The sequence below is a fragment of the Streptomyces sp. NPDC006997 genome (assembly GCF_040635175.1).
In the GTDB taxonomy this organism is placed as follows: domain Bacteria; phylum Actinomycetota; class Actinomycetes; order Streptomycetales; family Streptomycetaceae; genus Streptomyces.
Window position 1 is genome coordinate 66,883 of the sequence record NZ_JBEYHH010000017.1, and the last position, 17,189, is coordinate 84,071.

Consider the following 17,189-nt stretch of genomic DNA (forward strand, 5'->3'; position numbering starts at 1 on the left):
CACCGCCTCCCGGAGAGGTACGGACGCGGGCGGCCGTCCGCTCACCAGGTCGGCCGCGCGGTCACCCCGCCATCCACGACCAGGTCCTGCCCCGTCACCCAGGACGCCAGCGGCGACGCCAGGAACACACAGGCGTCGGCGACGTCCTCGGGGCGGCCGAGTCGGCCGAGCGGCGCCGCCCGCAGCCAGCGCTCCACGCCCTCCGGCCAGGACTCCGCCAGCCCCTCACGGTCGATCAGACCGGGCGAGACGGTGTTGACGCGGATGCCGTACGGGCCGTACTCCAGCGCCGCCCCGCGCGCGTGCGTCACGACGGCCGCCTTCGAGGTGGAGTAGTGGACGTGCCCGGACGCGGGGTGCGTCGCCTCGATGGACGCGATGTGCGTGACGCTGCCGCCCGGCCCCTCGCCGTCCCCCTGGGCCCGCATGACCTCCGCCGCCGCCTGCGTACAGGCGAACACGCTGGTCAGGTTGGTGTCCACCACCGCACGCCACTCCTCGGCGGTCATCCCGGGGAGGGGCCGCACCGGCTGGACGCCCGCGTTGTTGACCAGCGCGGTGAGGCGGCCGTCGGCCCACTCGGCCGCCTCGCGGACGACACGGTGGCAGGCCGGCTCCTCCGCCAGGTCGCCCTGGAGTACGACGGCCCGGCCGCCCGAGTCGCGGATGCGGGACGCCACCTCGCGCGTCGCCGCCACCGCCGTACGGCAATGGAGGGCGACCGCCGCGCCCTGTTCGGCGAAGCGCAGCGCGACGCCCCGGCCGATGCCGCCGCCCGCCCCCGTGACCAGGGCGGTCTGCCCCCGTAGCAGCCCTTCCGACGCGCTCATGGACGGCAGAGTGCCACGATGCGCGCGGCCTCGGCGGGATAACGGGCGGTCAGTTCGGCGGTGTCGCCGTGCTCGTAGGTGTCGTAGCTGAAGCCGGGGGCCATCGTGCAGCCGAAGAAGGCCCAGGAGCCGTTCCCGGCGACCCGCGCGCCCGTCCAGGTGCCCGCCGGGACGGTCAGCTGGGGGTGCTGGCCGCGCGGGAGGTCCGGGCCGAGGAGGGCGGTGCGGGTGGTGCCGTCCGGGGCGAGGAGCAGCATCTCCAGGGGGTCGCCCAGGTAGAAGTGCCATACCTCGTCGGTGGGCAGGCGGTGCAGGGCCGAGTAGTCGTCCCCGGTGAGCAGGGCGACGATCGCGGTGCCCTCCGGGCGGCCGTCCGGGCGGTCGGGACCCGCCCAGGTCTGCCGGAACAAGCCGCCCTCGCGCGGTATCGGCGTCATGCCGTAGTGCGCGACGAGGGCTTCCGGGGTGACGGGGCCGGGCGCGTCGGGGGTCATCCCGGCAGGCTACCCACCGGCTCCGGGTCAGGAGTCGGGGAAGGCCGCCTCCCGCGTGAGGAACGCGAGTTGGGCGTGCTTCTCGGGCAGGTACACGTCCGGGAGGTCGATCTCCGGCAGGACGACCCGGGGCCCCGTGACGAAGCCCTCCCTCACGAAGCGGGCGATCGCCTTCTCGTTGCGCACGTCCGGATCGACGACGATCCGCCGCCGGTCGAGGACCAGCAGGACGTACGACGTGATGACGCGCACCAGCGTCCCCGTCCAGCCGGGGCGTGCCCTACCCGCGGAGGCGGGGGCGAGGAGCAGGTGGAGGCCGATGTCGCCGGGCTCGGGCCGGTAGCACTCGCCGACCCGGTCGGCCTCGGGTTCGTAGGTCTGCAACAGGGCGACCGGCTCGTCCTCCCTGAGGAGGAGGAAGGCGTGGTGGGTGTCGAGGGTGTCCATATGGGCGTAGACCTCGGCGACCTGCTCACGCGTGAGGCCGTTCATCCCCCAGAACGCGGCCCGTTCCCCACTCACCCAGGCGTGCAGCACCCCGGCGTCCGCGGTGACGTCGAGGGGGCGGACGCGGAGGGTGCCGAACCCGTCGACGTGCTGTTCGTGGACGGGCTTGGGGGAGCGGGCGGCGTCGAGGTCAGACATCGGTCTCCTTGGTGAGCTGGTCCCAGTCGGTGACGACGGGGGCGAGGTCGCCCGCGAGCCAGAGGGGGAGCTGGTCGCGGTGGTGGGGCGAGCCGGGCACGCCGGACGCGCCGAACGGCACGACCCACCGGCTGTCCTCCCGGCGGGCCAGGTCCCACACGTAGCGGGCGGCGGGGCCCCGGGCGGCGAGGTCGGTGAGGCCGGGCACGGCCGAGGCGCACAGCACGCAGTCGTGGTCGCCGGAGAGGCCGGGTTCGTCGTACGGGGCTCCGGGGAGGGCCCGCCAGGGGGCCAGTCGGTGGGTGTCGCCCCAGCGGGCCACGCTCCCCCGAGTGGCTTCCTCCAGCGCCGCCCGGACGACCGCCGGGCGGTCGACGCCGTACAGTTCCTCGGCCCGCAGCAGGTTCTCCAGCGCGTAGCCGATCCGCGGGACGAGGGCCAGCCACGGGAGGAGGACCTCCGGGTAGGCGGGCGGTTCGGTGAGCGCGGCGAAGGCGGGTGCGGCGGCGAGACGGCGCACGACCGCGCCGCGCACCGCCGCGAAGGCCGCCGCGTCCCGGCTGTCCGCCGTCATCCGGCGGTCCCAGTCCAGGAGCCGGTCGCGGAGCGCTGCGGCCTCGGGGGTGAGGGCGGCGGGGTCGGTGTCGGCCAGCAGGTCGAGCAGCGCGGCGGCCGAGCCGAGGTGGGTGTCCGTGTGCACGGCGGGCATGTCGGCGGCGGACCAGCGGTCCTTCGCCGCGAGCAGCGCGGTGATACGGCGGGCCCGGTGCGGGGCGGCGAACTCGACGCCGAGCGGGGTGGCCAGGCCGCGCGCGTTGGCCATCACCGCGACGCCGTCGGTGAGGTCCGCGCGTGGTGTCCCGTGCCAGCCCCGCCACTCGTGACCGGGCTCCCAGGCGGGCACCGTACGGACCCGGCCCCGCTCGGCACGCACCGGCACCCGGCCCGCGACCCGGTGCAGGGTGCCGCCGTCGGTGTCGGCGGCCTGCACGACGTTCACCGGTTCCGCCCACTGGTCGAGGGCTCGGTCGACGTCGGCCACGGTACGGGCGCGCAGCAGCGGCAGCAGGGCGCTGAAGCCGAGGTCGCCGGTGACGCGGGGCGGGTAGCGGAGGCTGAGGGCGTGGGGGGCGGGACCGGGATCGATGTCGGTGTCGGGTCCTTTCGGGGCCCCCGCGATGACGGGACCGTCGTCAAACCCGTCAGGACCACCCACGATCACGGGACCGTCGTCAAACCCGCCAGGACCACCCACGATCACGGGACCGCGGTCGGTCTCGACGACCTCGATCTCGACCTCGGGCGCGCCCCGCACCCCCACCACCTCGGTGAACCGTTCCGCCCGACGCCACCGCCCGTCCGGCCCGAGGGCCTCCACGCCGGCCCCGGTACGCCGGAGCCGCTCCTGGTAGAGGTCCTGGTAGTCGGCCATGGCGTTGGTGATGGCCCAGGCGACCGTGCCGGTGTGCCCGAAGTGCGCGATGCCCGGTACGCCGGGGACGGCGAGACCGACGACGTCGAACTCCGGGCAGGACAGCCGCACCTGCTGGTAGACGCCGGGGTCCTCGATGAACCGGTGCGGGTCCCCCGCGATGACCGCGAGCCCGGTGACGGTGCGCGCGCCGGAGACGAGCCAGCCGTTGCTGCCGGAGGTGCCGGGGCCGTCGGTGGCGAACAGGCCGACCGCGTCGGGCCCGAGGTGCCGTACGACGTGGTCGCGCCAGAGCTTGGCGGGGAAGCCCGCGAAGAGGATGTGTGTGGCGAGCCAGACGCCGAGCGGCGTCCACGGTTCCCAGCGGCCGGGCGCCAGGCCGGTGCGGCCGAACTCGGGGGTGCGGCGGGCCCCTTCGGCGAGGCCGTCGTTCACCCCGTCGACGTAGGCGCGCACCCAGTCGGCGGTCTCCGGGTCCCGTTCCTCCAGGGAGCCGAAGCAGCGTCTGGCGGTGTCGTCGAGGCGGGCGCGCCGGGCGAACACGTCCCAGGCGACGGCGTCGGGGCCGAGGAAGGACGCCGACGTGCCCTGGGCGCGGTGCCGTTCGACCTCCAGTTGCCAGGCGCGGTCGAGGGCGGTGACCCGCCCCTGCGCGCGGGCGAGCGCGGTGGCGTCGGGGGCGCGCAGGTGGGGGATGCCCCAGGCGTCCCGGTAGATCTCGGTCGTCACCTCGTGACCCGCCCTCTCTGAAGAAATAGGTAAGGCTTACCTAAGCATCCGTGGGGGAATCGTACGTGACCCGGGGAGCCGACCGAGCGGCCCACCGCCCCGGGCGGGATCATCGGTCCATGGACGTCACCCTCCACCTCGCCCAGGACCCCGAGGCCGACGCACTCCTCGGCCGCAGTCCGCTCGCCGCGCTCGTCGGCATGTTGCTGGACCAGCAGGTGCCGATGGAATGGGCGTTCAAGGGCCCCGCCACCATCGCCGCCCGCCTCGGCGCGGACGACCTCGACGCCCACGAGATCGCCGCGCACGACCCCGACTCCTTCGCCGCCCTGCTCGCCGCGAAACCGGCCGTACACCGCTACCCCGGCTCGATGGCCAAGCGCGTCCAGCAGCTGTGCCAGTACCTCGTCGAGCACTACGACGGTGACGCGAGCGCCGTCTGGGCCGACGCCGACACCGGCCCCGGACTGCTGCGACGACTCCAGGAACTGCCCGGCTTCGGCAGGCAGAAGGCGCAGATCTTCCTCGCCCTGCTCGGCAAGCAGCTCGGCGTACGCCCCGAGGGCTGGCGGGAGGCGGCGGGCGACTACGGGACGCCGGGGAGCTTCCGCTCCGTCGCGGACATCACCGGCCCGGAGTCGCTGGCGAAGGTCCGGGCCCACAAACAGGAGATGAAGGCGGCGGCCAAGGCGACCAAGGCAGCCAGGAAGAAGTAGCGGCGGGGCCGTCCACCGGGTGGCCCGCCCCGGCGTGCGCCCCGTCCCCGCCCGCCCCCAGCATGGACCATGACCGAGGCACCGAACGGCTCCCCCTGGGGCCCGGAGTACGACGACCGCCACGCGCACGCCACCGCCCGAGGACGGCAGCGGTACGACGGTCCCGAACCCCCCTTCGAGGGCCCCCTGCACCTGCTCTCCCGCTCCGCCTGGCAGGCCCTCCTGCTCACCGGCGTCGCCTCGCTGGTCCTGGGCGTCCTGGTCCTGGTCTGGCCGGGCGCCTCACTGCGGGCCGCCGGCGTGCTGTTCGGCCTCTACCTCCTCCTCAGCGGCGCCTTCCAACTGGCCGCCGCCTTCGGTACGCACCGGACCACCGCGCTGCGCGTCATGGCCTTCGTCAGCGGCGTGCTGTCCATCCTGCTCGGCCTGTTCTGCTTCCGCGGCGCCCTCCAGTCGATCCTGCTGCTCGCCCTGTGGATCGGCGTCGGCTGGCTGTTCCGCGGCCTCACCCAGACCCTGGCCGCCGCCTCCGACCCGGCGATGCCCGCGCGCGGCTGGCAGCTCCTGCTCGGGATCGTCACCCTGCTCGCGGGCGTCGTGCTGATCGTCTCGCCGTTCGAGTCGGTCGCCGTACTCACCGTCGTCGGCGGCTGCTGGCTGGTCGCGGTCGGCGTCGTCGAGATCGTCACCGGGTTCGGCATCAGGCGGCGGGCGGGCCGGGTGCCGCGCGAGGTGTGAGGCACGGGTGGTGAGGCGGCGGGTCGTGCGCTGGGCCGGGCGGGTGCATCTGCGGAGCGGCGGGATGGCTCCGGCGGCACCGCCGGGGAGACGTCCGGACATGAGCCGTACGCCCCGCCCTGACCGCCGTCACGCGTGGCTACGGGCGCTGGTGCTGCTGCTCGTCCTGTGCGTGCCGGGGGCGCACGCCGGGGCGCGGGCGGTACCGCCGGTGACGGTGACCGCCGAGAGCGGCGGTACGGTGGCGGAGGCCGACCCCCTCGACACGGCCCTGCGGGCACCGGGCAGGGGCGCGCACCGCCCCGCCGTACCGCAGCGCCCGACGGACCCGGGGCCCCCGCGCGTTCCCCCCGCGGCCCACACCCCCCACCCCGCCGCGCCCCCGCCACCGCCGTACGCCCTCCGGACCCTGCGCTGCGTGGTGCTGATCTGCTGACGGCTCCGCCCTGACGGCAGCCACCAGTCACCGATCGACACCGCAAGGACGGAACCACACCCATGCCCAGTGACCCGTACGCGGTCCTGCGCGCCCTCCTGCGCGCCGAGGCCGTACGCAACAGGCCCCCGCAGTCCGTGACCCGCGCCGAACAGCGCCCCGAACGGCAGTCCGCGAAGGGCGGCCGGGAACAGGGCTGACGGGCCCGGGCGGGGCGCGGCGGAGACGGAGTGGCCGCCTCCGCCGCGCCCCGCCGTCCACAGCCTGTGCACACCGCACGCACCCCACCCCGGCCCGCCGTTTCCGGAGGACCTTCCGCTTTACGTGGGTTTACGACGTCATTTCGCGGCCCGCACTCAGCCCGCACGGCTGCGCCCGGAACGTCAGGACCGGTAGGCTTTCCGTGTGATCTTCAAGCGCATCGGAAACGGCCGGCCGTACCCCGACCACGGCCGGGAGAGCACCCGGCAGTGGGCGGACGTCGCACCGCGCCCGGTCCGCCTCGATCAGCTCGTGACGACCAAGCAGCAACTCGACCTGGAGACACTCCTCGCCGAGGACTCCACCTTCTACGGCGACCTCTTCGCGCATGTCGTGAAGTGGCAGGGCGACCTGTACCTGGAGGACGGCCTGCACCGCGCCGTCCGGGCGGCCCTCCAGCAGCGCCAGGTGCTGCACGCGCGCGTGCTCGAACTCGACTGACGCCCCCGGGGGGACACCGGCGCGGCACCGTCCCGTTGACCCTTTCGGGTCCTTTCGGCCGGACCGCGCCCTGTCGAATGATCATCTAGTAGGCATCGCCGCCCCGGCGCACTACGCTGCGCCCATGAGCATGCTGACTCCCCCCGGCATGGGCGGCCAGTACCGGATCACGGGGGACAAGTACCCGCGGATGCGACGTCCCCGGCGACGCGGCAGGCTCGTCCTCGCGGGCGTCGCCTCGGTCGCCGCCCTCGGCATGGTGGGCTGGGGAACGCTCCAGCTCGTCGACGTCTTCACGGGCGGCGGTGACAAGGCGTCAGCGGCCGGGAACGGGGCTGGCTGCCCCGCGGGCGCGAGTCCGTCACCCAGCGCGGGCAAGGGCTCGGCGCGGGCCGCGGCGCTGCCCGCGCCCCGCCAGATCACGGTCAACGTGCTCAACGCGACGACGCGGACCGGGCTCGCCCAGAAGACCGCCGACGAGCTGAAGAAGCGTGGCTTCAAGATCGGCGAGGTGGGCAACGCCACCAAGGAGTACGACAAGAAGGTCAAGGGCGCCGGAGTGGTGCTCGGCCCCGCCGCCGCCCTCGACACCGCGCTGCCCGTCCTCGGCGCGCAGCTTCCCGCCGCCGAACGCCGTACCGACGCCCAGCGCAAGGACGTCGCCGTGGACCTGATCATCGGCGACGGCTTCCGGAGGCTGGCCACGGCGCCGGAGGCGAACCGGACCCTGGCCAGGCTGACCGAACCCGAGCCGGAGGCGTCGGGGGCGGCCAAGGACTGCTGAGCGGCGGGCGGGGGCGCGGCTCGGCTACTCCGCCGAGCCGTACATCCGGTCACCGGCGTCGCCGAGGCCGGGGACGATGTAGCCGTGCTCGTTGAGACGCTCGTCCACGGAGGCGGTGACCACCGTGACGGGCGTACCGGCGAGTTCGCGCTCCATGAGTTCGACGCCCTCGGGGGCGGCCAGCAGGACCACGGCGGTGACGTCGTCCGCGCCGCGCTTGATCAGCTCCTGGATCGCGGCGACGAGGGTGCCGCCGGTGGCGAGCATCGGGTCGAGCACGTACACCTGACGGCCTGAGAGGTCCTCCGGCATCCGGGTGGCGTACGTGGACGCCTGGAGCGTCTCCTCGTTGCGGATCATGCCCAGGAAGCCCACCTCGGCGGTCGGCAGCAGCCGCACCATGCCGTCCAGCATCCCGAGCCCGGCGCGCAGGATCGGCACGACCAGGGGGCGCGGGTGGGAGAGCTTGACGCCGGTGGTCTGGGCGACCGGCGTCTTGATGTCGACCTGTTCGGTGCGGACGTCGCGGGTGGCCTCGTAGGCGAGCAGGGTGACCAGCTCGTCGGCGAGACGCCGGAAGGTCGCGGAGTCGGTGCGCTGGTCGCGCAGCGTGGTGAGCTTGTGGGCGACCAGGGGGTGGTCGACGACATGGAGGCGCATGACCTAACAGTAACCGCGCCCCGACCCGCACGCGCCGCGCCGACGGTGGTACCAAACCGCCCGTCTGGGGGAAGGTGGAGGGAACGGGTCGGGCGTTCACGCGGGGGCGCGTGAAGTGCGGCGGACGTCACGGCCCCGGAGAGCGGCCCTGCCGGAGAGACGGCGCGACCGGGAGCGACCGCGCGGTCCCCTGGCCGGCCGCGCGAAGGGAGGAGGCGGCGTGACCGAGGAAAGCCGTACGGGCAAGGGCAACCGACCGGACCCGACCACCCGCGACCGCAGCCACAACCGCGACCGCGACCCTGCCCGCGAACCCGCCCCCGACGTCCCCGAACCCGACGCCGACCGGCGGAGGCGGCGCGCGCTGTTCCTGCGGGAGTTGGCGGAGGCGCGGGCGTTGCGGGAGCGGGTGCAGCCGCGGCGGGTGAAGGTGGCGCGGTTGCGGCAGGCGATGCGTATGCGGACGTTCCGCTGGTAGGGGCAGCCGACACCGGAGACCGGGTGGGCGTGCGTGACCCATGGCCAAAGGCGCGTACGATCCGCTCGTGGTGGCAACGAGTGTGCTGGTGGATGAGCGCGAGGGTGCGGTCAAAACCACGGGACACAGGGAGCGGAAGACATCCCCTGATCGCCTTGTTTCTGCCACGATTCCGAGTGGGTGGGGCTCGGAGCCCAGCTCTCTCCGCCCGAAACCTCCGCCGGGGGGACCCCCAACCGGCACGCCTATGACCAGTGGGAGAGTCACGGTGTACTTCGCCGCACTGCTCGCGCGCACCGAAGACGGGTGGGAAGCGAGCGACACGGAGCTCGACGATGTGGAGACCCTGTCGGATCTGGCCGACCTGGCCCGGGAAGCCTCTCCCGACGAGGACACGGTGCTCGTCCTGATCGAGCAGGAGGACGCCTGGTTCGGCGTCGTCCGGCTCGACGGCGAGGACGACCCCCGTATCTACGTCTCGGACGCGGCCGCCGCTGCCCGCAGCAGCTACGGCGAGATCCTGCTGACCGACGAACTGCTCGGCAGGGAACCCGGGGACGACGACCCGGACCTGGACGCCCTCGACCTCGACGGCACCGAGGACGGTGAGGACGAGGACGACGACACCGGGGACGGCGGCTCCGCCGAGGCCGTGCCGCACGGCCCGGTCGGCGACACCGGCATCCTCGACGACCTCGGCGTCAGTGAGAAGGAACTGCTGTCGCTGTCGGAGGACGCGCTCACCGAGATCGCCGGGGCCCTGGGCGCCTCGGAGGTACTGGAGACCGTCCGCTGACCCCGCCCGAACCCGAACCGCGACCCGGTACACCACCCGTACGCCCCGAGGCGCACGCCTCCGTACCCGACTCCGTACCCGACCCCGTACGCGATCCCTGGCGGGCCGCCATGCGGCTCGCCCTGGACGAGGCCCGCGAGGCGGCCCGGGGCGGGGACGTCCCCGTCGGGGCCGTCGTGCTGGCCGCCGACGGCACGACGGTGCTCGCGACCGGGCACAACGAGCGTGAGGCGACCGGCGATCCGACCGCTCACGCGGAGGTGCTGGCCATCCGCCGGGCCGCCGTACGCCTCGGCGCGTGGCGGCTGACCGACTGCACGCTCGTCGTGACGCTGGAGCCCTGCACGATGTGCGCCGGTGCGCTCGTGCAGTCCCGCGTCGACCGGGTCGTCTACGGCGCCCGCGACGACAAGGCGGGCGCGGCCGGTTCCCTCTGGGACGTCGTCCGCGACCGGCGCCTCAACCACCGGCCCGAGGTCATCGAGGGCGTGCTCGCCCCGGAGTGCGCCGGGCTCCTCACCGATTTCTTCCGCGCCCGCTGAGCCCCTCACACCCCGGGGGCGCACTCCCGCACCCCCGGAATCGATTTCAAAGCACGGCCCACCTTGGGGTAGTGTCTCCCTCGGTAGCGTGTCCGAGCGGCCGAAGGAGCTCGCCTCGAAAGCGAGTGTGGCGCAAGTCACCGAGGGTTCAAATCCCTCCGCTACCGCCGAAGAAGGGCCCCGTCGTCAGACGGGGCCCTTCGTGCGATCATGTGCGCGCTCGTGTACCACTTCAGTGCTCGTGCACCACACCAGCAGCGGAGACAGGGGAGGCCGCGTATGGCGGTGAACGCCAAGAAGATCGCCGTCTACGTAGTCGTGGTCTTCGTCCTCTATCTGATCATCACGGATCCGGAGAAGGCAGCCGACTACGTCCAGATAGGGTTCGAGGGCATATCGGACGCCGCCAAGGCGCTGGGCGACTTCGCCACCTGGGTGGCCAACGGAGGTAAGTCATGATCCGCCACCTGGTCCTGTTCAAGCTCGACGAGGGTGTCGGGCGCGACGACCCGCGCGTGGCCGACGGGGTGGCGGCCTTCCGCGCCCTGGACGGGAAGATCTCCGAGATCCGGTTCTGGGAGCTGGGCTGGAACCTCAGCGACCGTCCCATCGCCTACGACTTCGCCATCAACTCCGCCTTCGAGGACGCCGACGCGCTGCGCCGGTACGTGGAGCACCCCGAGCACCAGGCGGGCGTCGCGCTCTGGCGCGAGTTCGCCACCTGGGTGGTCGCCGACTACGAGTTCTGAGCCTCCCGCGCCCCGGCTGGCACCCGGCCCTCCGTCGACGAGACGGGGGGCTTTTGTCATGAATCACCACCAACACGGCACTTTGTGGTGCTTGCACACGGTGCACATGTCTTGTGATGCTATGACCGCTTTTGAAGGATGAGTTGACGGATGAGTTGACCGCAGAGAGACCGAAGAAGAGGTGGCGTTGACCGTGTCGGCCAGTACTGCGCCGCCCCAGGAAGAGGCTCCCGCCCCGGCCGCCGCCACCCCGCAGCGCAGCCGTGGCGCCGACACCCGGGCGCTCACGCAGGTGCTCTTCGGACAGCTCAAGGAGCTTCAGCCGGGCACGCCGGAGCACGACCGGGTCCGTGGGGCACTGATCGAGGCCAACCTCCCGCTGGTCCGCTACGCCGCCGCCCGCTTCCGCTCCCGCAACGAGCCGATGGAGGACGTCGTCCAGGTCGGCACCATCGGCCTCATCAACGCCATCGACCGCTTCGACCCGGACCGCGGCGTGCAGTTCCCGACCTTCGCCATGCCCACCGTCGTCGGCGAGATCAAGCGGTACTTCCGGGACAACGTCCGCACCGTCCACGTACCGCGCCGTCTGCACGAGCTGTGGGTGCAGGTCAACAGCGCCACCGAGGACCTGACCACGGCGTTCGGGCGCTCCCCGACCACCGCCGAGATCGCCGAGCGGCTGCGGATCACCGAGGACGAGGTGCTCTCCTGCATCGAGGCCGGGCGGTCGTACCACGCCACCTCCCTGGAGGCCGCCCAGGAGGGCGACGGGCTGCCGGGGCTGCTCGACCGGCTCGGCTACGAGGACCCCGCGCTGGACGGCGTCGAGCACCGGGACCTCGTACGGCACCTGCTGGTGCAACTGCCCGAGCGGGAGCAGCGGATCCTGCTGCTGCGCTACTACAGCAACCTCACCCAGTCGCAGATCAGCGCGGAACTCGGCGTCTCCCAGATGCACGTCTCCCGGCTCCTCGCGCGCAGCTTCCAGCGGCTGCGGTCCGCCAACCGGATCGACGCGTAGGGCCCGACGGGCCCGCCGGGTCCGGCGCTTCCCGCAGGCCAGGCGGCTCGATCCGGACTCCACCGGCGCACAACCGAAAGCGGAAGCGAGCCGTCACCGTTGCGAGCGAATCGCTCACCAGGGACGATGGTGCCGTTCGCGCGCTGAGAAGCCGTCAGACCCCCTGTTGCCAGCGCTGATTCGCGTTTTACTTGTCGACATGTCACTACAGCGTGTTGCCGACATGTGACATTCTGCCGGAAGCGCGTTTGCCGGTGCCCCGGCTCCGGTATTCAGGTGAAGGCTGCGTTCCTCCACGGGAGCGTCCGCCACGACCGTCCCGCGACCCAAAGGGGGTGGCATGTCCGCAGAACAGGGCAGCTCGAAGGTGCTCACGCTCACCAAGAGCGAGACAGCGCCCGAGGCGCTCGACGCGCTCGACGCCATCGACGCCATCCACGACGCTCCGGCCCTCCCGGCCGCGGCGGTCCCGGTCCTTCCGGCTCCGGAGACCCCGGAAGTCATCGACACCCGAACGCTGTCCCGCTCCCTGTTCCTGCGGCTCGCCACGCTGGACGAGTCAAGCCCCGAGCGCGCCTACGTCCGGGACACCCTGATCGAGCTGAACCTCCCCCTGGTCCGGTACGCGGCGGCCCGTTTCCGCTCGCGCAACGAGCCGATGGAGGACATCGTCCAGGTCGGCACCATCGGCCTCATCAAGGCGATCGACCGCTTCGACTGCGAACGCGGGGTCGAGTTCCCGACCTTCGCGATGCCGACCGTCGTCGGCGAGATCAAGCGGTTCTTCCGGGACACCTCCTGGTCGGTGCGGGTGCCCCGGCGCCTCCAGGAGCTGCGGCTGGCCCTCACCAAGGCGAGCGACGAGCTGTCCCAGAAGCTGGACCGCTCCCCGACGGTCACCGAACTGGCCGCCGTGCTCGGCGTCTCCGAGGAGGACGTCGTCGACGGCCTCGCGGTCGGCAACGCCTACACCGCCTCCTCCCTGGACTCCCCGGCCCCCGAGGACGACGGCGGCGAGGGCTCCCTGGCCGACCGGCTCGGCTACGAGGACACGGCGCTGGAGGGCGTGGAGTACCGCGAGTCCCTGAAGCCGCTGCTGGCCAAGCTGCCGCCCCGCGAGCGGCGGATCATCATGCTCCGCTTCTTCGCCAACATGACCCAGTCGCAGATCGGCGACGAGGTCGGCATCTCCCAGATGCACGTCTCCCGGCTGCTGACCCGGACCCTGGCGCAGCTGCGGGAAGGGCTCATCTCGGACTGATCCCGCTGTCCGCCGTACCGTCCTGCGCCACTGACGGGGCGTCAGCCACCATGGCGCGATGCTCCCAGCCGTGAGAAGCGTCGGGCCCGCCCGGGCCCGTGGCCGCCGAGGCGCCCGCACGGTCGCGTCGGCGGTCGTCCTCTGCGCGGGCACCGTCCTCGCCTCCGGTCGGGGCGGCGGCGGTGCGGGCGGTCATCGCCGTCGGCGGTGCCGGTGCCTCGTCCGGCAGCGGTACGGCGGTGACGCCCTCGGCGGGGGTGCGGCTGCCGCCTCTCGATGAGGACGAGACATCCACGTAGGCGCCGAGTCGGACTCCGACTCGGCGGTGTGAGCGGGCGAGCGTCGGGTTCCACAACCACCGGCGGGTCTTCGGTGCTTTCGGGCACGCCGACCTTCGGCGCCCTCCCCCGAGTTCCCGGCTTCCGCCAGATCAGGGCCCCCGTCATCGGCGCGCCCGGCGTCGACTGGGGCACCGTCGAGTCCACCGAGGCGCTTCCGGCGCCGATCGGGCCGGGTGCGCGGAAGACGGGGGACTGGACGGTGTGCGTGGCGGTATGGAGGGTGCCGCTCGGGACGCGCGTGGAGACGCGGGACGTCTCCGTGCGGTGGGAGCGGCCCCACCGGCGTCCGTTACTTCAGCGCCAGCCAGGCGACCGCCGCGACGATCGCCACGGCGACGACGACGCCGATGATCAGACCGAGACGGGGACCGGCGGAGGCGGCCTGCTGCTGGCGGCCCTGGGGGGCCTCGTCGACGAACGCGCGGAACATCTGGGTGTTGCCCGCGGGGTCCGGGTTGCCCTGGGGATTCTGGGTGTTGGCCATGGGCCGAGACCCTAGCGAAAAGGCGGGGGACGCCCAAGTGCGGGGCGCCTGACCGGCGTCGCTCAGCCGCGGCAGACGTCACCTGCACCTTTACGGTCGCCAATACTTGCCTTTGCCAAGTTTTTGTGCCGTACCACCCGTTTTTCATTTGCCTGCGGCAACCAACTGTTTCTATGGTTGCCCTAAGCAACAAATCAGGGAGTGGTCCATGGCCGAACAGGCGCAGTACGAGGAGCTGGCCCGTCAGCTCAGCGCGCTCGGAGCCGTCAAGCGGGACATCGGCCGGGTGCTGCCCACCGACTGTCCCGGCGGTTCGGCCACGGTGCTGACCCTGCTCGACCGGCACGGCGACATGCGCATCGGCAGGCTGGCGGAGCTGCTCGCGGTCGACATGTCCGTCACCAGCCGCCATGTCGCGCACGTCGCCGAGCGCGGCTGGATCGTCCGCTCCCCCGACCCCGGGGACAAGCGCTCGCGCATCCTGCGGCTGACCCCCGCGGGGCGCGCCGTCCTCGACGAGCTGTCCCGGCGCAGCAGCGCGCTGCTGGCCGAGCGGCTGGGCGACTGGACCGACGACGAGATCGGCCAGCTCGTCCGGCTGATGACCCGGCTGCGCGAGAGCTTCGGCGACTGCCGTACGACGCCGGCCTGGCCGACACCGACGCGGACACCGACGCAGACGCCGACGCAGACACCGGCACCGGCACCGGCATCCACGCCCACCCCGTCGCCGCCCGCATAGGCGCGCCGACCACCCGCGTCCCCGTACACCCGAAGACACCACGTAGGAAAAGGAAGCCCATGGCAACGACCACACCATCCGGTGTGCGGGCCCACGCCAAGCACTCGGGGGGCCACCACACCGGCGACGCCCCCATGACGCACCGGCAGATCATGGAGGCGCTCACCGGTCTGCTGCTCGGCATGTTCGTCGCGATCCTGTCGTCGACGATCGTCTCCAACGCCCTGCCCCAGATCATCACGGACCTCGGCGGCGGCCAGAGCGCCTACACCTGGGTCGTGACCGCGTCGCTGCTGACGATGACCGCGTCCACCCCGCTGTGGGGCAAGCTCGCGGACCTGGTCTCCAAGAAGCTGCTGGTGCAGCTGGCGCTCGTCATCTTCGTGCTGGGCTCGGCCGCGGCCGGGCTGTCGCAGAACCCGGGCATGTTGATCACCTTCCGCGCGGTGCAGGGCATCGGCATGGGCGGTCTGTCGTCGCTCGCGCAGATCATCCTCGCGGCGATGATCTCCCCGCGGGAGCGCGGCCGGTACAACGGCTACCTCGGCGCGACCTTTGCGACCGCGATGGTCGGCGGCCCGCTGATCGGCGGTGTGATCACCGACACCGACTCGCTCGGCTGGCGCTGGTGCTTCTACGTCGCCGTGCCGATCGCCGTCATAGCCCTGGTCGTGCTCCAGCGCACCCTGCACCTCCCGGTCGTCAAGCGCCAGGTCAAGGTCGACTGGGCGGGCGCGTTCCTCATCACCGCCGCGGTCTGCCTGCTGCTGATCTGGGTGACGTTCGCCGGTGACAAGTACGACTGGGTGTCCACGCAGACGTACGCCATGGTCGGCGGCACGCTGGCGCTGCTCGCGCTCTTCCTGCTCACCGAGACGAGGGCGTCCGAGCCGATCATCCCGCTGCGGCTGTTCCGGAACCGCACGATCACGCTGGCGTCGCTGGCCTCGCTGTTCGTCGGCATCGCGATGTTCGCGGGCACCATCTTCTTCAGCCAGTACTTCCAGCTGGCCCGCGACAAGTCGCCGACCATGTCCGGCGTCATGACCATCCCGATGATCGCCGGCCTCTTCGTCTCCTCCACCGTCTCCGGGCAGGTCATCACCCGCACCGGGCGCTGGAAGGCGTGGCTGCTCGCCGGTGGTGTGCTTGTGACCGGCGGGCTCGGACTGCTCGGCACCATCCGGTACGACACCGTGTACTGGCACGTCGGCGTCTCCATGGCGCTGCTGGGTCTCGGCGTCGGCATGATGATGCAGAACCTGGTGCTCTGCACGCAGAACCAGGTGGTCCCGAGCGATCTGGGCGCCGCCAGCTCCGTCGTGAACTTCTTCCGCTCCCTGGGCGGCGCGGTCGGCGTCTCCGCGCTGGGCGCGGTGCTCAGCCACCGCATCACCGACCACCTGGAGGACGGGCTCGCCACCCTCGACCCGAAGTACGCCGCCGCACTCGCCGAGTCCGGCTCGGGCACCGGCAGCATCCCCGACGTGGACGCGCTGCCCGGCCCGCTGCGGACCGTGGTCGAGGGCGCGTACGGCCATGGCATCGCGGACGTGTTCCTGTACGCGGCACCGGTCGCGCTGCTCGCGCTGGTGTTCTCCGTCTTCATCAAGGAGGTTCCGCTGCGGACCAGCTCGGCGCTGGCGCAGTCGCAGTCGCAGGCAGCGGAGAAGCCTGCGGAGGAAGCGGCTCCGGTTCCGGCGCCGGTCGCCGAGGTCGAGCGGGAAGCCGCCACGCCCGTGCCCGCCACGCCCGTGCCCGCCACCCCTGTGCCCGCCACCGGCGCCCCCACCGGCATCCCCGTCCGCGGCCAGATCCGCGGCGCCGAGGACGCGCCCGTCCCGCAGGCCGCCGTCACGCTGATCTCGCTCTCCGGCCGCCAGCTGGGCCGCTCGGTCGCGCAGCCCGACGGCTCCTACGCCGTGGACGCGCCGGGCGAGGGCTCGTACGTCCTGATCGCCTCCGCCGACGGGTTCCAGCCGCAGGCGTCCACCATCGTGGTGAACGGCGAGCCGCTGTCGTACGACGTCCTGCTCGGCGGCACCAGTGGGCTGAGCGGGCTGGTGCGGGCGGCCGGGAGCGGGGAGCCCCTGCCGGACGCGATGGTCGTCGTCACCGATGTGCGCGGCGACCTGCTGGCCGGGGGGACCACCGGCGCGCAGGGCGAGTTCTCCTTCACGGAGCTGGTGCCGGGGGCCGTAACCGTCGCGGTGAACGCCACCGGGTACCGGCCGAGCGCGCTGCCCGTGGAGGTGGGCGGCACCGGGGTCACCCGTGTCGAGGTCGAGCTGGACGCCGGGGCCCGGGTGCGGGGCGTCGTCCGCGCGCCGCACGGTCCGCTCGCCGACGCCCGCGTGACGCTCGTCGACGCGGCGGGCAACGTGGTCGGCTCGGCCACCACCGGGGCGGACGGGGCGTACGCCTTCACCGACCTGGACGGCGGCGAGTACACGGTCATCGCCACCGGTTACCCGCCCGTGGCGACCTCGCTGGCCGTCGGCGGCGCGGGCGCCGACGACCACGACATCGAACTGGCCCACCCGGCCGAGTAGGACAGCAGACCCCGGCCCGGGGAGCGCGCTCTGTAGCGGTGACGCGCTCCCCGG

Annotated in this window: 21 protein-coding genes and 1 tRNA gene; 16 read left to right on the forward strand and 6 right to left on the reverse strand. The window is 72.8% G+C overall.

The annotated features are described in order from the left end of the window. Window positions 1–41 precede the first annotated feature (41 nt). Genes ABZ659_RS18610 through ABZ659_RS18625 form a run of 4 tightly spaced genes read right to left on the reverse strand, consistent with a single transcriptional unit; the run spans window position 42 to window position 4,130 of the window. On the reverse strand, window positions 42–830 hold the full coding sequence (locus ABZ659_RS18610; protein ID WP_360220709.1) for a glucose 1-dehydrogenase: 789 nt from the start codon (window positions 828–830) through the stop codon (window positions 42–44). Next, a complete protein-coding gene (locus ABZ659_RS18615) occupies window positions 827–1,324 on the reverse strand; it encodes a cupin domain-containing protein (protein WP_360220712.1) in 498 nt (165 codons plus the stop codon). Before ABZ659_RS18615 ends, ABZ659_RS18610 begins: the two co-directional genes overlap by 4 nt. 27 nt (window positions 1,325–1,351) lie before the next feature. Beyond that, a complete protein-coding gene (locus ABZ659_RS18620; protein WP_360220715.1) occupies window positions 1,352–1,969 on the reverse strand; it encodes a GNAT family N-acetyltransferase in 618 nt (205 codons plus the stop codon). Further along, window positions 1,962–4,130 (reverse strand): penicillin acylase family protein, encoded by a 2,169-nt coding sequence (locus ABZ659_RS18625; protein WP_360220718.1) that lies wholly within the window; start codon window positions 4,128–4,130, stop codon window positions 1,962–1,964. The genes ABZ659_RS18620 and ABZ659_RS18625 overlap by 8 nt, the downstream gene beginning before the upstream one ends. Before the next feature lie 119 nt (window positions 4,131–4,249). Between ABZ659_RS18625 and ABZ659_RS18630 the strand changes: the two genes are divergently transcribed. The 6 genes from ABZ659_RS18630 to ABZ659_RS18655 all read left to right on the forward strand — a co-directional run bounded on the left by ABZ659_RS18630 (window position 4,250) and on the right by ABZ659_RS18655 (window position 7,506). Beyond that, window positions 4,250–4,846 carry an HhH-GPD-type base excision DNA repair protein gene (locus tag ABZ659_RS18630; protein ID WP_360220721.1) on the forward strand — a complete coding sequence of 199 codons (597 nt, stop codon included), beginning with the start codon at window positions 4,250–4,252 and terminating at the stop codon, window positions 4,844–4,846. Window positions 4,847–4,915: 69 nt separating this feature from the next. After that, window positions 4,916–5,584 carry an HdeD family acid-resistance protein gene (locus tag ABZ659_RS18635; protein WP_360220724.1) on the forward strand — a complete coding sequence of 223 codons (669 nt, stop codon included), beginning with the start codon at window positions 4,916–4,918 and terminating at the stop codon, window positions 5,582–5,584. A gap of 100 nt (window positions 5,585–5,684) precedes the next feature. After that, window positions 5,685–6,020 (forward strand): hypothetical protein, encoded by a 336-nt coding sequence (locus tag ABZ659_RS18640; RefSeq protein ID WP_360220726.1) that lies wholly within the window; start codon window positions 5,685–5,687, stop codon window positions 6,018–6,020. 62 nt (window positions 6,021–6,082) lie between these two features. Beyond that, on the forward strand, window positions 6,083–6,220 hold the full coding sequence (locus tag ABZ659_RS18645) for a hypothetical protein (protein ID WP_360220729.1): 138 nt from the start codon (window positions 6,083–6,085) through the stop codon (window positions 6,218–6,220). Between the two features lie 205 nt (window positions 6,221–6,425). Continuing rightward, window positions 6,426–6,722, forward strand: a complete 297-nt coding sequence (locus ABZ659_RS18650) for a type II toxin-antitoxin system VapB family antitoxin (RefSeq protein ID WP_004943146.1) — start codon at window positions 6,426–6,428, stop codon at window positions 6,720–6,722. A gap of 124 nt (window positions 6,723–6,846) precedes the next feature. Next, window positions 6,847–7,506, forward strand: coding sequence for a LytR C-terminal domain-containing protein (locus ABZ659_RS18655; RefSeq protein WP_360220732.1), 660 nt, complete (start codon window positions 6,847–6,849; stop codon window positions 7,504–7,506). Window positions 7,507–7,530: 24 nt separating this feature from the next. On the opposite strand, the gene upp is transcribed toward ABZ659_RS18655, so the two are convergent. Next, on the reverse strand, window positions 7,531–8,166 hold the full coding sequence (upp, locus tag ABZ659_RS18660) for a uracil phosphoribosyltransferase (RefSeq protein WP_360220735.1): 636 nt from the start codon (window positions 8,164–8,166) through the stop codon (window positions 7,531–7,533). Window positions 8,167–8,386: 220 nt separating this feature from the next. Here upp and ABZ659_RS18665 point away from each other — a divergent pair, with 220 nt between their 5' ends. The 8 genes from ABZ659_RS18665 to ABZ659_RS18700 all read left to right on the forward strand — a co-directional run bounded on the left by ABZ659_RS18665 (window position 8,387) and on the right by ABZ659_RS18700 (window position 13,016). Continuing rightward, window positions 8,387–8,644 (forward strand): hypothetical protein, encoded by a 258-nt coding sequence (locus tag ABZ659_RS18665; protein WP_360220738.1) that lies wholly within the window; start codon window positions 8,387–8,389, stop codon window positions 8,642–8,644. A gap of 268 nt (window positions 8,645–8,912) precedes the next feature. Next, a complete protein-coding gene (locus ABZ659_RS18670) occupies window positions 8,913–9,440 on the forward strand; it encodes a hypothetical protein (RefSeq protein WP_360221013.1) in 528 nt (175 codons plus the stop codon). A gap of 110 nt (window positions 9,441–9,550) precedes the next feature. Then, complete coding sequence (tadA, locus tag ABZ659_RS18675; protein ID WP_360220741.1) at window positions 9,551–9,982, forward strand: tRNA adenosine(34) deaminase TadA; 432 nt, start codon at window positions 9,551–9,553, stop codon at window positions 9,980–9,982. Between the two features lie 82 nt (window positions 9,983–10,064). After that, window positions 10,065–10,149, forward strand: a tRNA-Ser gene (locus tag ABZ659_RS18680). Window positions 10,150–10,261: 112 nt separating this feature from the next. Further along, window positions 10,262–10,441, forward strand: coding sequence for a hypothetical protein (locus tag ABZ659_RS18685; RefSeq protein WP_360220744.1), 180 nt, complete (start codon window positions 10,262–10,264; stop codon window positions 10,439–10,441). Next, window positions 10,438–10,731 carry a Dabb family protein gene (locus tag ABZ659_RS18690; protein WP_360220747.1) on the forward strand — a complete coding sequence of 98 codons (294 nt, stop codon included), beginning with the start codon at window positions 10,438–10,440 and terminating at the stop codon, window positions 10,729–10,731. The genes ABZ659_RS18685 and ABZ659_RS18690 overlap by 4 nt, the downstream gene beginning before the upstream one ends. A gap of 181 nt (window positions 10,732–10,912) precedes the next feature. Continuing rightward, window positions 10,913–11,755 (forward strand): RNA polymerase sigma factor SigF, encoded by an 843-nt coding sequence (locus ABZ659_RS18695; RefSeq protein ID WP_360220750.1) that lies wholly within the window; start codon window positions 10,913–10,915, stop codon window positions 11,753–11,755. Window positions 11,756–12,095: 340 nt separating this feature from the next. Then, complete coding sequence (locus ABZ659_RS18700; protein ID WP_360220753.1) at window positions 12,096–13,016, forward strand: RNA polymerase sigma factor SigF; 921 nt, start codon at window positions 12,096–12,098, stop codon at window positions 13,014–13,016. A gap of 630 nt (window positions 13,017–13,646) precedes the next feature. Here ABZ659_RS18700 and ABZ659_RS18705 read toward each other — a convergent pair. Then, window positions 13,647–13,841, reverse strand: a complete 195-nt coding sequence (locus tag ABZ659_RS18705; protein ID WP_360220756.1) for a hypothetical protein — start codon at window positions 13,839–13,841, stop codon at window positions 13,647–13,649. A 208-nt stretch (window positions 13,842–14,049) separates the two neighbouring features. On the opposite strand from ABZ659_RS18705, the gene ABZ659_RS18710 reads away from it, so the two are divergent. After that, entirely contained in the window at window positions 14,050–14,583 is a 534-nt protein-coding gene (locus ABZ659_RS18710) for a MarR family transcriptional regulator (RefSeq protein WP_360220759.1), read from the forward strand. Window positions 14,584–14,642: 59 nt separating this feature from the next. Beyond that, complete coding sequence (locus ABZ659_RS18715) at window positions 14,643–17,135, forward strand: MFS transporter (protein WP_360220762.1); 2,493 nt, start codon at window positions 14,643–14,645, stop codon at window positions 17,133–17,135. Window positions 17,136–17,189: the final 54 nt, after the last annotated feature.

Bases quoted from the DNA above. Each gene is read 5' to 3' on its own strand.
- ABZ659_RS18610 (WP_360220709.1), bottom strand. From the start codon at position 830: ATGAGCGCGTCGGAAGGGCTGCTACGGGGGCAGACCGCCCTGGTCACG.
- ABZ659_RS18615 (WP_360220712.1), bottom strand. From the start codon at position 1,324: ATGACCCCCGACGCGCCCGGCCCCGTCACCCCGGAAGCCCTCGTCGCG.
- ABZ659_RS18620 (WP_360220715.1), bottom strand. From the start codon at position 1,969: ATGTCTGACCTCGACGCCGCCCGCTCCCCCAAGCCCGTCCACGAACAG.
- ABZ659_RS18630 (WP_360220721.1), top strand. From the start codon at position 4,250: ATGGACGTCACCCTCCACCTCGCCCAGGACCCCGAGGCCGACGCACTC.
- ABZ659_RS18635 (WP_360220724.1), top strand. From the start codon at position 4,916: ATGACCGAGGCACCGAACGGCTCCCCCTGGGGCCCGGAGTACGACGAC.
- ABZ659_RS18640 (WP_360220726.1), top strand. From the start codon at position 5,685: ATGAGCCGTACGCCCCGCCCTGACCGCCGTCACGCGTGGCTACGGGCG.
- ABZ659_RS18645 (WP_360220729.1), top strand. From the start codon at position 6,083: ATGCCCAGTGACCCGTACGCGGTCCTGCGCGCCCTCCTGCGCGCCGAG.
- ABZ659_RS18655 (WP_360220732.1), top strand. From the start codon at position 6,847: ATGAGCATGCTGACTCCCCCCGGCATGGGCGGCCAGTACCGGATCACG.
- upp (WP_360220735.1), bottom strand. From the start codon at position 8,166: ATGCGCCTCCATGTCGTCGACCACCCCCTGGTCGCCCACAAGCTCACC.
- tadA (WP_360220741.1), top strand. From the start codon at position 9,551: ATGCGGCTCGCCCTGGACGAGGCCCGCGAGGCGGCCCGGGGCGGGGAC.
- ABZ659_RS18685 (WP_360220744.1), top strand. From the start codon at position 10,262: ATGGCGGTGAACGCCAAGAAGATCGCCGTCTACGTAGTCGTGGTCTTC.
- ABZ659_RS18690 (WP_360220747.1), top strand. From the start codon at position 10,438: ATGATCCGCCACCTGGTCCTGTTCAAGCTCGACGAGGGTGTCGGGCGC.
- ABZ659_RS18700 (WP_360220753.1), top strand. From the start codon at position 12,096: ATGTCCGCAGAACAGGGCAGCTCGAAGGTGCTCACGCTCACCAAGAGC.
- ABZ659_RS18705 (WP_360220756.1), bottom strand. From the start codon at position 13,841: ATGGCCAACACCCAGAATCCCCAGGGCAACCCGGACCCCGCGGGCAAC.
- ABZ659_RS18710 (WP_360220759.1), top strand. From the start codon at position 14,050: ATGGCCGAACAGGCGCAGTACGAGGAGCTGGCCCGTCAGCTCAGCGCG.
- ABZ659_RS18715 (WP_360220762.1), top strand. From the start codon at position 14,643: ATGGCAACGACCACACCATCCGGTGTGCGGGCCCACGCCAAGCACTCG.